Here is a 13,443-nt window from a genome sequence, read left to right as displayed (position 1 = left end):
ACACCATAGCTCGTTGACGAAAAGAACCGGCTGTGTGAAGACGGGGCCGGATCGGTCAGCCCACGCGACAGTGGCCGCGGCCACTCGCCGTGCTCGCGCGGTTGCGCTAAAATTTTCCACCATGCTAGATCCTCGCGCACGAACCCTCCTGAAAACCCTGATCGAACGGTATATCGCCGACGGTCAGCCGGTCGGCTCGCGCACGTTGTCCCGTTACTCGGGGCTCGAGCTGAGCCCGGCAACGATCCGCAACGTGATGTCCGACCTGGAGGAGCTCGGCCTCGTGTCGAGCCCACACACGTCGGCCGGCCGCGTGCCGACGCCGCGCGGCTATCGCCTGTTCGTCGACACGATGCTGACGGTCGAGGCGCCGATCGATGCCGAGGCGGTCGCGCGCCAGGTGCAGAACACGCTGCAGGCCGGCGAACCGCAGCAGCGGGTGGTGGCCGCCGCGGCGAGCGTGCTGTCCAACCTTTCGCAGTTCGCGGGTGTCGTGCTGACGCCGCGCCGCAGCCACGTGTTCAAGCAGATCGAGTTCATGCGGCTGTCGGACAAGCGCATCCTGCTGATCATCGTCACGCCCGAGGGCGACGTGCAGAACCGGATGCTCGCGACGCCGCGCGACTATTCGCCGTCGCAGCTCACCGAGGCGTCCAACTACATCAATGCGCATTTCGCCGGGCTGTCGTTCGACGAGGTGCGCCGCCGCCTGCGTGACGAGATCGACCAGCTGCGCGGCGACATGACCACGCTGATGCATGCGGCCGTGACGGCCAGCACCGAGGTGCCCGACACCGAGGACACCGTGCTTATTTCCGGCGAGCGCAACCTGCTCGAAGTGGCGGATCTGTCGTCCGACATGGCGCGGCTGCGCAAGCTGTTCGACGTGTTTGACCAAAAGACGGGCCTCCTGCAATTGCTCGACGTGTCGAGCCACGCCCAGGGCGTGCAGATCTTCATCGGCGGCGAATCGACGCTGGTGCCGATCGAGGAAATGAGCGTCGTGACCGCGCCCTACGAGGTGAACGGCCAGATCGTCGGCACGCTCGGCGTGATCGGCCCGACCCGCATGGCGTACAACCGCGTGATCCCGATCGTCGACATCACGGCGCGGCTGCTGTCGCTCACGCTGAGCCAGCAATAACCCGACCGATACCGTTCCGCCATCGTGCCGCGACGCCGCGTGCGCCGCCAGTCGGCCGAACGGCCAGCCGACCCGAGCGAGGCGGCCCGCTATAATTGAGGGCCGTCCGACTGCGTGCCCCGAGCACGTTCCTGCCCATGCGTTTCGATCTTGAACCGCCTTCGAGCGTTGCGGCCGCCCATCGCATCGGCGTGCTGCTGATCAATCTCGGCACGCCCGACGCTCCGACGCCGCGCGCGGTGCGGCGCTATCTGGCCGAATTCCTGTCGGATCCCCGCGTCGTCGAAATCCCGCAGGTCGTCTGGCAGGTGCTGCTGCGCACGCTGATCCTGCCGCTGCGCGGCCGCTTGTCCGCGAAGAAATACGCGGCCGTCTGGATGCCCGAGGGCTCGCCGCTGCGCGTGTACACCGAGCGCCAGACCGAAGGCGTGCGCCACCTACTCGCATCGAACGACTACCAGGTGACGGTCGATTACGCGATGCGCTACGGCAGCCCGGGCATTGCGCAGGCACTCGCGCAGTTCAAGCGCGCGGGCGTCGAGCGCGTGCTGCTGATGCCGATGTATCCGCAATATTCGGCGTCCACCACCGCGACCGCGTTCGATGCCGCATTCGCCGCGCTCGCGCGGATGCGCAACCAGCCGGAAGTGCGCACGGTGCGGCAATATGCCGACCATCCCGCCTACATCCATGCGCTCGCCGAGCAGGTGCGCCAGTACTGGGCGCAGCACGGCCGGCCCGACTTCGCGGCCGGCGACAAGCTCGTGCTGAGCTTTCACGGGGTGCCGAAACGCACGCTCGACCTGGGCGACCCCTATCATGAACAGTGCCAGCAGACGGGCGCGCTGCTGATGGCTGCGCTCGGGCTGTCGACGCTCGAGTGCCGTGTGACGTTCCAGTCACGCTTCGGCAAGGCCGAGTGGCTGCAGCCGTACACGGCGCCGACGCTGCGCGAACTCGGTGAGGCCGGCGTGCGGCGAGCGGACGTGTTCTGTCCCGGTTTTACGGCCGATTGTCTGGAGACGATCGAGGAGATCGGGATGGAGGTGCGCGACGAATTCATCGCAGGCGGCGGTCAGGCCTTCCACCGGATTCCGTGCCTGAACGGCGCGCCCGCGTGGATCGGCGCGGTGGGCGAGATTGTCGCCGAGAATCTGCAGGGCTGGCCGGTGAAGGCCGCGCAGCCCGAAACGGTGAGTTGAGCGCGATGAACTACAAGATTTCGACGGAACCCGGCGCGAAGCTGCGCATCGACAAATGGCTATGGGCAGCGCGCTTCTTCAAGACGCGCTCGCTCGCGTCCGACGCGGTCGACAAGGGCCACGTGAAGATCGGCGGCGCGGCGGTCAAGCCGGCGAAGGACGTGCGCGTCGGCGACGAGGTCGAGATTGCGATCGACGGTGTCGTCTGGCACATTGCCGTGCTGGGCATTTGCGACGTGCGCGGGCCCGCGAGCATCGCGCAGACGCTTTACGAGGAAACGGAAGCGGGGCGCGTCGCACGGCTCGCCGAACTGGAGCGGCGCCGCACGTATCGCGAGCCGGCGGCGGAACTGCACGGCCGGCCGACCAAGCGCGACCGGCGCATCATCGACAGATTTTCTGGTGGGAGCTGAACATCTGGTCGAAGGTCGCCCGCGCGCTTCCGTATTCGGTCGTGCGGTCGGTCACGGCTCCGGACAGGCAGATGGTGGTGGTGCCGGCAATCAGTACCAGCGCGACCACCGATATGGCAAAGGTCAGTTTCACGGTACTCGCCTCGATGGGACGGTGAATGCAGCGCCAGGTGGATGTCAGGCGGCGGTAAGCTAGGGTAAACGCGCTTTCTCGACGCTTGAGTGGAGTGTAGTGCAGCCCCCTGTGCCGGGCTAGTACTTGCCTGGTAAGCGTTGTTACAGGCCGTTTCGTCCAATCTGGCGACAAATGCGCGCAATCGGGCGACGCGCAGCGCGGTTGTTTCGCGGTATTGGCGAATGCCGGCGAATAACCCTCTTGAAATCGCAGTTTTCGCCCTTATTTGCACCAACAATGTGCGGTGCCGTCGGCATACGGTCCGGCGGTTGCCGATTTGGCTTCAACCTCTAATCGACTTTCAGCGACATGGAAAACACGCAAGAGAACCCGGCTACCCAATCGGCCGAAGACATCGGCAGCGAGAAGCAGGCGGCGCAAGGCGCTGCTCCCGCCGCCGAAGCAGCCGACGCGGCGCTCGCGGAGGCTCAAGCCAAGGTCGCCGAGCTGCAGGAGAGCTTCCTCCGGGCGAAGGCCGAGACCGAGAACGTCCGCCGCCGTGCGCAGGAAGATGTCTCGAAGGCGCACAAGTTTGCGATCGAAGGCTTCGCGGAGCACCTGCTGCCCGTGCTGGACAGCCTCGAGGCCGCCGTCAGCGACACGTCCGGTGACATCACGAAGGTGCGCGAAGGCGTCGAGCTGACGCTGCGCCAGTTGACGAGCGCGCTCGAGAAGGGCCGCGTCGTCGCGATCAACCCGGTCGGCGAGAAGTTCGATCCGCACCAGCACCAGGCGATTTCGATGGTGCCGGCCGATCAGGAGCCGAATACCGTCGTGACCGTCCTCCAAAAGGGCTACACGATCGCGGACCGCGTGCTGCGCCCGGCGCTCGTCACGGTCGCCCAGCCGAAGTAAGGCTGCCGCGATGGTTCCCGCCGGCGTCGATCCGGCCGCGTTCGAAGCGTTCGACATGCAGGCGCTGGCGACCGACACGTTCGACGCCGGGATCGCCGGCGCCGGCGATGCGCTCGCGGTGATGTTCTTCTGGGGCGTCGACTGCTTCAACTGCGAGATCGCGAAGAAGGCGATGCTCGCCCAGCCGGACGCGATCCGCGCGCTGGACCTGAAGTGGTTCCATTGCAACGTGTACGAACATCATGAGCTAGGGCGCCGCTTCGGCCTGCACGGCGTGCCGACGTGGGTCTTTTTCCACCGCGGCAAGCGGCTCGGCCGCGCGACCGGCTGGCATGGCCTCGCGCAGTTCCAGGCGGCGGTGTCGGCGGCGCGCGCGAAGATCGCAGCGGCGGCCGGCGCGCCGTCGGACCGCGACGATGGTCCGCACGATCCAGCTACCGGCGTCGATTGAAAAAATTTAATATCCGCATCGCTCGGCGGGTCTTGAAAACGGATCGGCCGGACGCATTTCGGGAACAGAGTTGAATTCTGGCGCGCGAAACTGCCCAAAAACGCGGGGTTTCGCGCAGCAAACAGGCATTTCTGGAGATTAGGAAAAATGGGAAAGATCATCGGTATTGACCTCGGCACCACGAACTCGTGCGTCGCCATCATGGAAGGCAACCAGGTCAAGGTCATCGAGAACTCGGAAGGCACGCGCACGACGCCGTCGATCATCGCCTACATGGACGACAACGAAGTGCTCGTCGGCGCACCGGCCAAGCGTCAGTCCGTGACCAACCCGAAGAACACGCTGTTCGCGGTGAAGCGCCTGATCGGCCGCCGTTTCGAAGAGAAGGAAGTCCAGAAGGACATCGGCCTGATGCCGTACGCGATCATCAAGGCCGACAACGGCGACGCATGGGTCGAAGCGCACGGCGAGAAGCTGGCGCCGCCGCAGGTTTCGGCGGAAGTGCTGCGCAAGATGAAGAAGACGGCCGAAGACTACCTCGGCGAGCCGGTCACGGAAGCCGTGATCACGGTGCCGGCGTACTTCAACGACAGCCAGCGTCAGGCAACCAAGGACGCCGGCCGTATCGCGGGCCTCGAAGTCAAGCGGATCATCAACGAGCCGACCGCGGCCGCGCTCGCGTTCGGCCTCGACAAGGCCGAGAAGGGCGACCGCAAGATCGCCGTGTATGACCTCGGCGGCGGCACGTTCGACGTGTCGATCATCGAGATCGCGGACGTCGACGGCGAAATGCAGTTCGAAGTGCTGTCGACCAACGGCGACACGTTCCTCGGCGGCGAGGACTTCGACCAGCGCATCATCGATTACATCATCGGCGAGTTCAAGAAGGAGCAGGGCGTCGACCTGTCGAAGGACGTGCTCGCGCTGCAGCGCCTGAAGGAAGCCGCTGAAAAGGCGAAGATCGAGCTGTCGTCGAGCCAGCAGACCGAAATCAACCTGCCGTACATCACGGCAGACGCATCGGGTCCGAAGCACTTGAACCTGAAGATCACCCGCGCGAAGCTGGAAGCGCTGGTCGAGGATCTGGTCGAGCGCACGATCGAACCGTGCCGTATCGCGATCAAGGACGCCGGTGTCAAGGTGTCGGACATCGACGACGTGATCCTGGTCGGCGGCCAGACCCGCATGCCGAAGGTGCAGGAGAAGGTGAAGGAGTTCTTCGGCAAGGATCCGCGCCGTGACGTGAACCCGGACGAAGCCGTCGCAGTCGGCGCGGCGATCCAGGGCCAGGTCCTGTCGGGCGACCGCAAGGACGTCCTGCTGCTCGACGTGACCCCGCTGTCGCTCGGCATCGAGACGCTCGGCGGCGTGATGACGAAGATGATCAACAAGAACACGACGATCCCGACGAAGCACGCACAGGTGTATTCGACGGCGGACGACAACCAGTCGGCCGTGACGATCAAGGTGTTCCAGGGCGAACGCGAGATGGCGGCAGGCAACAAGCTGCTCGGCGAGTTCAACCTCGAAGGCATCCCGCCGTCGCCGCGCGGCGTGCCGCAGATCGAAGTGACCTTCGACATCGACGCGAACGGCATCCTGCACGTCGGCGCGAAGGACAAGGCGACCGGCAAGGAAAACAAGATCACGATCAAGGCGAACTCGGGCCTGTCCGACGCTGAAATCGACCAGATGATCAAGGACGCGGAAGCGAACGCAGCGGAAGACCACAAGCTGCGCGAGCTGGCCGATTCGCGCAACCAGGGCGACGCGCTGGTCCACAGCACGAAGAAGGCGCTCACCGAGTACGGCGACAAGCTGGACGCGGGCGAGAAGGAAAAGATCGAAGCGGCGCTGAAGTCGCTCGAGGACGTGCTGAAGGATACGTCGGCCGACAAGGCGGCGATCGACGCGAAGGTCGAGGAACTCGGTCAGGCTTCGCAGAAGCTCGGCGAAAAGATGTACGCCGACATGCAGGCGCAGCAGGCCGGTGCGGCCGGCGCGGCGGGTGCAGCGGAAGGCGCGGCCCACGCGGGCGGTGCGCAGCAGGCTGCGGACGACGTCGTCGACGCCGAGTTCAAGGAAGTGAAGAAGGACTAAGCCGGGTTGCCATGGCACCGCACGCCGCGCGCGACACGCGCGCGGCGCGGCTGAACAGCGGTCTGTCTTTCCTTCCGGATGGCCGGATCGACTCCACGCCTGGCGGGCTTCGCGGCCCTCCGGGCACATTTGTTTTTTGGCGGGTGCTGCGCGAGCCGTCCGCGGACGGCGCAGCGCCAGACGAGTCGAGAGACTTTACTGCGGGCGAAAGGAGCCGCCGCGTGCGTGACGCGCGACGGCACAGCGAATCGATATGGCGAAACGGGATTACTACGAGGTTCTGGGCGTCGCGAAGAATGCGAGCGACGACGAAATCAAGAAGGCGTATCGCAAGCTTGCGATGAAGTATCACCCTGACCGCAATCCGGACAGCAAGGATGCGGAAGAGCATTTCAAGGAAGCGAAGGAAGCCTATGAAATGCTGTCGGACGACCAGAAGCGCGCGGCGTACGACCAGTACGGCCACGCGGGCGTCGATCCGAACATGGGTGGTGCGGGCGGACAGGGTTTCGGCGGCTTCGCGGATGCGTTCGGCGACATCTTCGGCGACATCTTCGGTCAGGCCGCGGGCGGTGCCGCGCGTGGCGGCCGCGGCGGTCCGCAGGTGTATCGCGGTGCCGACCTGCGCTACAGCATGGAAATCACGCTCGAGCAGGCCGCGCACGGCTACGACACGCAGATCCGCGTGCCGAGCTGGGTGTCGTGCGAAGTCTGTCACGGGTCGGGCGCGAAGCCCGGCACGAAGCCGGAAACCTGCCCGACTTGCCACGGCCAGGGCACGGTGCGCATGTCGCAGGGCTTCTTCAGCATCCAGCAGACTTGCCCGAAGTGTCACGGCACCGGCACCTACATTCCCGAACCGTGCGCGCACTGCCACGGGTCGGGCAAGGTGAAGGAAACCAAGACGCTCGAAGTGAAGATCCCGGCCGGCATCGACGACGGGATGCGGATCCGCTCGGCCGGCAACGGCGAGCCGGGCATCAACGGCGGGCCGCCGGGCGACCTGTACGTCGAGATCCACATCAAGCCGCACTCGGTGTTCGAGCGCGACGGCGACGATCTTCACTGCCAGATGCCGATTCCGTTCACGACCGCCGCACTCGGCGGCGAGATCGAGGTGCCGACGCTGGCCGGCCGTGCGACGTTCCCGGTGCCGGAAGGCACGCAGTCGGGCAAGACGTTCCGCCTGCGCGGCAAGGGGATCAAGGGTCTGCGTTCGAGCATCGCGGGTGATCTGTACGTACACGTGCAGGTCGAGACGCCCGTGAAGCTGACCGACCAGCAGCGCGACCTGCTCAAGCAGTTCGAGAAGTCGCTGGCCGAGGGCGGTGCGCGTCACAGCCCGCAGAGCAAGAGCTGGTTCGACCGGGTGAAGAGCTTCTTCGAGTAACGGCATGACTGAAGGCAACGAGAGCGCGTCGTTCGCGCTCTTGGACGATTGCGACTCGACCGCGTCCGCGCGGTCGAGTCGTTTGTATTCCGGTTTCGTGCGCGAACGCGTGTGCACGGATCCGGCACGGCTCGACGAGCTCGATGCGGCAGTGGCGCAGGATCTGCGCGACGGGCTGCATGCGGTCGTCGTCGGCGATTACGAATTCGGACGCAACCTCGAAAGAGCGCAGCCGGGCCATGCCCCGCTGCGCTTTTTGCTGTATGCGCGCTGCGAGCGCCTGTCGCGCGACGAAGTCGACGCGTGGCTCGCGCAGCAGGACGGCGGCGGCCCGCCGTCGATCGCGGGCGTCGCGCATGTCGCGAAGAGCGTGTCGCGCGACGCGTTCGACGCGGCGATCGCCGCGGTGCACGACGCGCTGCGCGCGGGCGATTCGTACCAGATCAACTACACGTACCGGCTGAATTTCGACATGTTCGGCACGCCGCTCGCGCTGTACCGGCGCCTGCGCGCGCGTCAGCCCGTGCGTTATGGCGCGCTGATCGCGCTGCCCGACGGTGCGTGGGTCGTGTCGTGCTCGCCGGAGCTGTTCGTCGAGAGGCACGGCGACGTGCTGCGCGCGCGGCCGATGAAAGGCACGGCGCCGCGCTCGGCCGATCCGCGCGACGACGCGGCGGCCGCCGCGTTCCTCGCGAACGATCCGAAGAACCGCGCGGAAAACGTGATGATCGTCGACCTGCTGCGCAACGACGTGTCGCGGATCGCGCGCACGGGCACGGTCAAGGTGCCGGCGCTGTTCTCGGTCGAACCGTACGCGTCGGTATGGCAGATGACGTCGACGGTCGAAGCCGGCTGGCGTGACGGCACCACGTTCGCGCAGATGCTGCGCGCGCTGTTTCCGTGCGGATCGATCACCGGTGCGCCGAAGCACAAGACGATGGAACTGATCGACGCGATCGAATCGACGCCGCGCGGGCTCTATACGGGCGCGATCGGCTGGCTCGACGCACCGACGGAACGCGCATCGGCAGGCGATGCGTCGCCCGACGAGGCGGCCGGCTGCGGCGATTTCTGCCTGTCGGTCGCGATCCGGACGCTGACGCTCGAGACGGTCGATGCCGCCGCAACGATCGACACGCGTGACGCGGCAACGGCCGCCGCCGGCCGGCGGCGCGGCACGATGGGTGTCGGCGCGGGCATCGTGCTCGACAGCGTCGCCGCCGACGAATATGCGGAGTGCGAATTGAAAGCGCGATTCCTGACCGACGCCGATCCCGGCTTCCAGTTGTTCGAAACCACCGCCGCGACGCGTGCGGACGGCATCCGGCATCTCGAGCGCCATCTCGCGCGGCTGCGGCGCAGCGCGGACGCATTCGGCTTCCGCCTCGACGCCGATGCGTTGCGCCGCGAGATCGACGCGCGCTGCGCGGCGCTCGACGGCGACGGTCCGTACCGGATGAAGCTCGCGCTCGCGAAGGATGGCACCGTCGACATCACGACCCCGACGCTGAAACCGCTGCCCCCCGGGCCGGTCGGCGTGATGCTCGCGTCCGCGCACGGCTTCGCACCGACCCGCACGGACGACGCGCTGCTGCTGCACAAGACGACGCGCCGCGCCGAATACGACCGCGCATGGCAGGCGGCGGAGGCGCTTGGCGGCTTCGACATGCTGTTCGTCAACGAGCGCGGCGAGGTGACGGAAGGCGGGCGCTCGAACCTGTTCGTGAAGCTCGGCGGCCGGTGGGTGACCCCGCCGCTGTCGAGCGGCGTGCTGCCGGGCGTGATGCGCGGCGTGCTGCTCGACGACCGCACATTCGGCGCCGAGGAGCGCGTCGTCACGCTCGACGATCTGGCGCGCGCCGAGGCGCTGCTGCTGACCAATGCACTGCGCGGCGCGCTCGATGCGGTATTGAAATGACGCGATGAACGACGGGGCCGCGTGCCGGAAGAACCGGCACCGCTGACCTTCGGCAACACGGCATCCAAAGAAAAAGCGCGGCGCCCCGCAAAGGGTGCCGCGCTTTTTTCGTATCGAACGGGCGCCGGCCGCGCGTCAGAACGAGTGTTCCGGGCCCGGGAACGTGCCGTCCTTCACCGCGCTCACGTACGCCTCGACGGCCGCCTGGATGTTCGGCTGGCCCTGCATGAAATCCTTCACGAAACGCGGGCGCTTGCCGGGGAAAATACCGAGCATGTCGTGCAGCACCAGTACCTGGCCCGAGCATTCGAGGCCCGCGCCGATGCCGATCGTCGGGATCTTCAGCATGTGCGTGACTTCGGACGCGACGAGCGTCGGCACCGCTTCGAGCACCACGAGCTGCGCGCCCGCGTCCTCGACCGCGCGCGCATCGCGCAGCAGCTGCGCGGCGCCGGCTTCCGTGCGGCCCTGCACCTTGAAGCCGCCGAACGCGTGAACCGACTGCGGCGTGAGGCCGAGGTGCGCGCACACCGGCACCGAGCGTTCGACGAGGAAGCGGATCGTGTCGGCGAGCCATTCGCCGCCTTCGAGCTTGACCATCTGCGCGCCGGCGCGCATCAGCGTGACCGCGTTTGCGAACGCCTCCGCCGGCGTGCCGTACGTGCCGAACGGCAGATCGGCAACGACGAGCGCGCGCGGCTGCGCACGCGCGACGCATGCGGTGTGGTACGCGATGTCGTCGATCGACACGGGGAGCGTGGTGGTGTGGCCCTGCAGCACGTTGCCGAGCGAGTCGCCGATCAGCAGCACGTCGGTGCCGGCGCGATCGAGCAGCGCGGAAAAGCTCGCGTCGTAGCAGGTGAGCATCGCGATCTTCTCGCCGGCTTCGCGCATTGCCTGCAGCTTGGGCACAGTGACGGCAGGCCGGCTCGATTCCTGGAGATAGGTCATGGGAAATCCGGTTCGATGGGGGAGGAACGACGGGCGAGGACGCGTCAGCGCGTCGTTTCGCCCTTGACGAAGAATTCCTTGCGGCCGCGCATCGTGTCGATGCGCTCGATCAGCAGCGCGAGGTCTTCGGGGGAGTCTTGCGGGTTCAGATGTTCGGCTGCGACCGTGAGCACCGGCGTGCGGTCGTAGTGATAGAAGAATTCGTTGTACGCATCGACGAGCGAGCGCAGGTACGCGTCGCTGATCTGCAGCTCCATCGGCAGCCCGCGCTTCTGGATGCGCGAGAACAGCACTTCGGGGCTCGCCTGCAGATAGACGACGAGATCGGGCGCGGGGGCCTGCGGGACGTCGAGGTGTGTCGCGATCGACCGGTACAACTGCCATTCGTCTTCCGGCAGGTTCAGCCGCGCGAAGATGTCGTTCTTCTGCGGCATGAAATCGGCGACGACGGGCCGGCCCGTATCGAGTGCGCCGATCAGTTCGCGTGCCTGCTGCGCGCGCTGCAGCGCGAACGACAGCTGCGCGGGCAGCGCGTAGCGCGCGGTGTCGCGATAGAAGCGTTCGAGGAACGGGTTGTCCTGCGGGCGCTCGAGCAGCGTCTGCATCGACCAGCGCTCGGCGAACAGGCGCGCGAGCGTCGTCTTGCCGACGCCGATCGGCCCTTCGATCACCAGATAGCGATGCGGGGCGCGCAGGTCGGGCGCGGTGACGGTCAGCGGAGTGATGTTCATCGGCAGCGGTTCTTGTCGGCGTCAGCGCCGGCGGCAAGGGCCTTCTGCATCAGGCACTGACAGGTCTGCACCTTCTCGACGCGCTGATCCGCGACGGAGGCGAGGTACGCATCGGCGCGGCCGCGCGCGGGGATGTCGAGCGCGGGCTCGATCTCGACGAGCGGCACGAGCGCGAATGCGCGATCGGTGAGGCGCGGATGCGGGACGATCAGGTCGGGTTCGTCGATCGAATCCGTGCCGAACAGCAGGATGTCGAGGTCGAGCGTGCGCGGCGCGTTGCGATACGGGCGCTCGCGCCCGAAGTGATGTTCGATCTTCTGGCAGAGCGCGAGCAACTCACGGGCCGACAGCGTCGTGTCGAGCTTGACGACGCAATTGTAGTAATCGTCGCCGCCCGCTTCGAAGGGCGCCGTGCGATACAGGCTCGATTTGCCGAGGATCGAGATGGTGCGCTGCTGCGCGAGGCACACCACCGCGTCCTTCAGGGTCTGGCGCGCATCGCCGAGATTCGCCCCCAGTCCGATATATGCAACCGTCATGGCATCACTTCCTACGTCGTTCGCCGGCGAGCGCGTCAGTCGTCGGAACCGCCCGCGGTGTCCGGCGCCTGCTCGGCGGCGCCTTCGCCCGGCTTGCGATTTCGCGCACCGCCGCGGCGGCGCCGCTTGCGGGGCGATTTTTCCTTCGAGCCGCCCTGCGTGAGGAGTGCCTCGCGCGCGGCCGCGTCGCCTTCGATGAAATCCGTCCACCACTGTCCGACTTCCGCATCGAGCTCGCCGGATTCGCAGCGTAACAGGAGGAAATCATACCCCGCTCTAAACCTTTGGTGTTCCAGCAGCCGCATCGCGCTGCGGCCCGAGCGTTTTTCGAGGCGCAGCTGCAGGCCCCAGATCTCGCGCATGTCGGCCGAGTAGCGCTTGTGGATCGCGAGTTTCTCGGTCTGCATGTCGATCACGTCGTCCATCGCGCGATGGAGCGCCGGCACCGGGAATTCGCCTTCCGCCGAGTATTGCTCGAAGCGCTGGCGCATGTCGTGCCACAGCAGCGTCGCGAACAGGAAGCCCGGCGACACCGTCTTGCCGGCGCGCACGCGCGCGTCGGTGTTGTTCAGCGCGAGCGTGATGAACTTCTCGCCCTGCGGTTGTTCGAGCACGACGTCGAGGAGCGGCAGCAGCCCATGGTGCAGGCCTTCCTTGCGCAGCTGCTTCAGGCATGCGAGCGCGTGGCCCGACAGCAGCAGCTTCAGCATTTCGTCGAACAGGCGCGCGGCCGGCACGTTGTTGATCAGGTCGGCGAGCGCGTTGATCGGCTCGCGCGTGTGCGGCTCGATCTCGAAGCCGAGCTTCGCCGCGAAACGCACGACGCGCAGCATCCGCACCGGATCCTCGCGATAGCGCGTGGCCGGGTCGCCGATCATCCGCAGCAGACGGGCGCGCATGTCGGCCATCCCGTCGTGGTAGTCGAGCACCGTCTGCGTCGACGGGTCGTAATACATCGCGTTGATCGTGAAGTCGCGGCGCGCGGCGTCTTCGTGCTGTTCGCCCCACACGTTGTCGCGCAGCACGCGGCCGCTGGCGTCCACCGCATGCGTGCGGCGATCGAGTTCGTCGCGCTTCAGGCGCTTCGGCGGCTCGGCCGCGGCGGCTTCGGGCGGGGCGTCGACCAGGGCGCGGAACGTCGACACCTCGATCAGTTCCTGGCCGAACTGCACGTGGACGATCTGGAAGCGGCGGCCGATCAGGCGCGCGCGGCGGAACAGGCGCTGCACCTCGGTCGGCGTCGCGTCGGTCGCGACGTCGAAGTCCTTCGGTGCGATGCCGAGCAGCAGGTCGCGCACCGCGCCGCCGACGATGAACGCGCGAAAGCCCGCCTGCTGCAGCGTGTCGGTCACGCGTACGGCATTGCGCGAGATCAGCGACGGATCGATCTGGTGCACGCTGGCCGGCACGACGGTCGGTTCGTGATTGCTGCGCGGCTTCCTGGCGGTGCTGCCGCGGCTACCCTTCGCGGGGCGCTGGGCAGGGGCCGTGTCGGCGGCGGGCGCCTCGACGGGCGACGTTTGTTCGGCGCCGTCCTGGCCGAGCAGCTTGCGAATGAATTTTTTGATCACGAC

13 protein-coding genes are annotated in these 13,443 nt (G+C 66.8%); 8 read left to right on the top strand and 5 right to left on the bottom strand.

All coding sequences use genetic code 11. From position 1 onward, the window contains the following. Positions 1 to 121 precede the first annotated feature (121 nt). From hrcA to WS45_RS15345, 3 genes are all read left to right on the top strand, one after another. Complete coding sequence (gene hrcA / locus WS45_RS15355; RefSeq protein ID WP_011544637.1) at positions 122 to 1,144, top strand: heat-inducible transcriptional repressor HrcA; 1,023 nt, start codon at positions 122 to 124, stop codon at positions 1,142 to 1,144. Between the two features lie 137 nt (positions 1,145 to 1,281). Beyond that, a complete protein-coding gene (gene hemH / locus WS45_RS15350; RefSeq protein WP_059700676.1) occupies positions 1,282 to 2,346 on the top strand; it encodes a ferrochelatase in 1,065 nt (354 codons plus the stop codon). A gap of 5 nt (positions 2,347 to 2,351) precedes the next feature. Then, positions 2,352 to 2,759 carry an RNA-binding S4 domain-containing protein gene (locus tag WS45_RS15345; RefSeq protein WP_059535412.1) on the top strand — a complete coding sequence of 136 codons (408 nt, stop codon included), beginning with the start codon at positions 2,352 to 2,354 and terminating at the stop codon, positions 2,757 to 2,759. On the opposite strand, the gene WS45_RS35655 is transcribed toward WS45_RS15345, so the two are convergent. Then, positions 2,731 to 2,892 (bottom strand): hypothetical protein, encoded by a 162-nt coding sequence (locus WS45_RS35655; protein ID WP_006476841.1) that lies wholly within the window; start codon positions 2,890 to 2,892, stop codon positions 2,731 to 2,733. The genes WS45_RS15345 and WS45_RS35655 overlap by 29 nt on opposite strands. Positions 2,893 to 3,243: 351 nt before the next feature. Here WS45_RS35655 and grpE point away from each other — a divergent pair, with 351 nt between their 5' ends. The 5 genes from grpE to WS45_RS15320 all read left to right on the top strand — a co-directional run bounded on the left by grpE (position 3,244) and on the right by WS45_RS15320 (position 9,648). After that, positions 3,244 to 3,789 (top strand): nucleotide exchange factor GrpE, encoded by a 546-nt coding sequence (gene grpE, locus WS45_RS15340; RefSeq protein WP_059465453.1) that lies wholly within the window; start codon positions 3,244 to 3,246, stop codon positions 3,787 to 3,789. 10 nt (positions 3,790 to 3,799) lie between these two features. After that, positions 3,800 to 4,240 (top strand): thioredoxin family protein, encoded by a 441-nt coding sequence (locus tag WS45_RS15335; RefSeq protein WP_059700675.1) that lies wholly within the window; start codon positions 3,800 to 3,802, stop codon positions 4,238 to 4,240. 147 nt (positions 4,241 to 4,387) lie between these two features. Continuing rightward, positions 4,388 to 6,340 (top strand): molecular chaperone DnaK, encoded by a 1,953-nt coding sequence (dnaK, locus tag WS45_RS15330; RefSeq protein ID WP_059535415.1) that lies wholly within the window; start codon positions 4,388 to 4,390, stop codon positions 6,338 to 6,340. A 253-nt stretch (positions 6,341 to 6,593) separates the two neighbouring features. Next, a complete protein-coding gene (gene dnaJ / locus WS45_RS15325) occupies positions 6,594 to 7,730 on the top strand; it encodes a molecular chaperone DnaJ (protein ID WP_059535417.1) in 1,137 nt (378 codons plus the stop codon). A 4-nt stretch (positions 7,731 to 7,734) separates the two neighbouring features. Next, positions 7,735 to 9,648 carry a chorismate-binding protein gene (locus WS45_RS15320; protein WP_059700674.1) on the top strand — a complete coding sequence of 638 codons (1,914 nt, stop codon included), beginning with the start codon at positions 7,735 to 7,737 and terminating at the stop codon, positions 9,646 to 9,648. A 135-nt stretch (positions 9,649 to 9,783) separates the two neighbouring features. Here the strand turns inward: WS45_RS15320 and panB are convergent, their stop codons facing one another. The 4 genes from panB to pcnB are packed head-to-tail and all read right to left on the bottom strand — an operon-like array spanning position 9,784 to position 13,440. Then, positions 9,784 to 10,599, bottom strand: a complete 816-nt coding sequence (gene panB, locus WS45_RS15315; RefSeq protein WP_059535421.1) for a 3-methyl-2-oxobutanoate hydroxymethyltransferase — start codon at positions 10,597 to 10,599, stop codon at positions 9,784 to 9,786. Between the two features lie 44 nt (positions 10,600 to 10,643). Beyond that, positions 10,644 to 11,330 carry a deoxynucleoside kinase gene (locus tag WS45_RS15310; RefSeq protein ID WP_059465459.1) on the bottom strand — a complete coding sequence of 229 codons (687 nt, stop codon included), beginning with the start codon at positions 11,328 to 11,330 and terminating at the stop codon, positions 10,644 to 10,646. Next, complete coding sequence (folK, locus tag WS45_RS15305) at positions 11,327 to 11,869, bottom strand: 2-amino-4-hydroxy-6-hydroxymethyldihydropteridine diphosphokinase (RefSeq protein ID WP_059535422.1); 543 nt, start codon at positions 11,867 to 11,869, stop codon at positions 11,327 to 11,329. The genes WS45_RS15310 and folK overlap by 4 nt, the downstream gene beginning before the upstream one ends. A gap of 35 nt (positions 11,870 to 11,904) precedes the next feature. After that, complete coding sequence (pcnB, locus tag WS45_RS15300; protein WP_059535424.1) at positions 11,905 to 13,440, bottom strand: polynucleotide adenylyltransferase PcnB; 1,536 nt, start codon at positions 13,438 to 13,440, stop codon at positions 11,905 to 11,907. Between the last annotated feature and the right edge of the window lie 3 nt (positions 13,441 to 13,443).

Source organism: Burkholderia sp. RF2-non_BP3 (assembly GCF_001522185.1).
Taxonomy (GTDB): Bacteria; Pseudomonadota; Gammaproteobacteria; order Burkholderiales; family Burkholderiaceae; genus Burkholderia; species Burkholderia diffusa.
Note: the sequence above shows the minus strand (reverse complement) of the source record. Positions and strands in the feature narration are given on the sequence as shown.

Excerpts from the sequence above, each read along its gene's own strand:
- hrcA (WP_011544637.1), top strand. The coding sequence starts at position 122 with ATGCTAGATCCTCGCGCACGAACCCTCCTGAAAACCCTGATCGAACGG.
- hemH (WP_059700676.1), top strand. The coding sequence starts at position 1,282 with ATGCGTTTCGATCTTGAACCGCCTTCGAGCGTTGCGGCCGCCCATCGC.
- WS45_RS15345 (WP_059535412.1), top strand. The coding sequence starts at position 2,352 with ATGAACTACAAGATTTCGACGGAACCCGGCGCGAAGCTGCGCATCGAC.
- grpE (WP_059465453.1), top strand. The coding sequence starts at position 3,244 with ATGGAAAACACGCAAGAGAACCCGGCTACCCAATCGGCCGAAGACATC.
- WS45_RS15335 (WP_059700675.1), top strand. The coding sequence starts at position 3,800 with ATGGTTCCCGCCGGCGTCGATCCGGCCGCGTTCGAAGCGTTCGACATG.
- dnaK (WP_059535415.1), top strand. The coding sequence starts at position 4,388 with ATGGGAAAGATCATCGGTATTGACCTCGGCACCACGAACTCGTGCGTC.
- dnaJ (WP_059535417.1), top strand. The coding sequence starts at position 6,594 with ATGGCGAAACGGGATTACTACGAGGTTCTGGGCGTCGCGAAGAATGCG.
- WS45_RS15320 (WP_059700674.1), top strand. The coding sequence starts at position 7,735 with ATGACTGAAGGCAACGAGAGCGCGTCGTTCGCGCTCTTGGACGATTGC.
- panB (WP_059535421.1), bottom strand. The coding sequence starts at position 10,599 with ATGACCTATCTCCAGGAATCGAGCCGGCCTGCCGTCACTGTGCCCAAG.
- WS45_RS15310 (WP_059465459.1), bottom strand. The coding sequence starts at position 11,330 with ATGAACATCACTCCGCTGACCGTCACCGCGCCCGACCTGCGCGCCCCG.
- folK (WP_059535422.1), bottom strand. The coding sequence starts at position 11,869 with ATGACGGTTGCATATATCGGACTGGGGGCGAATCTCGGCGATGCGCGC.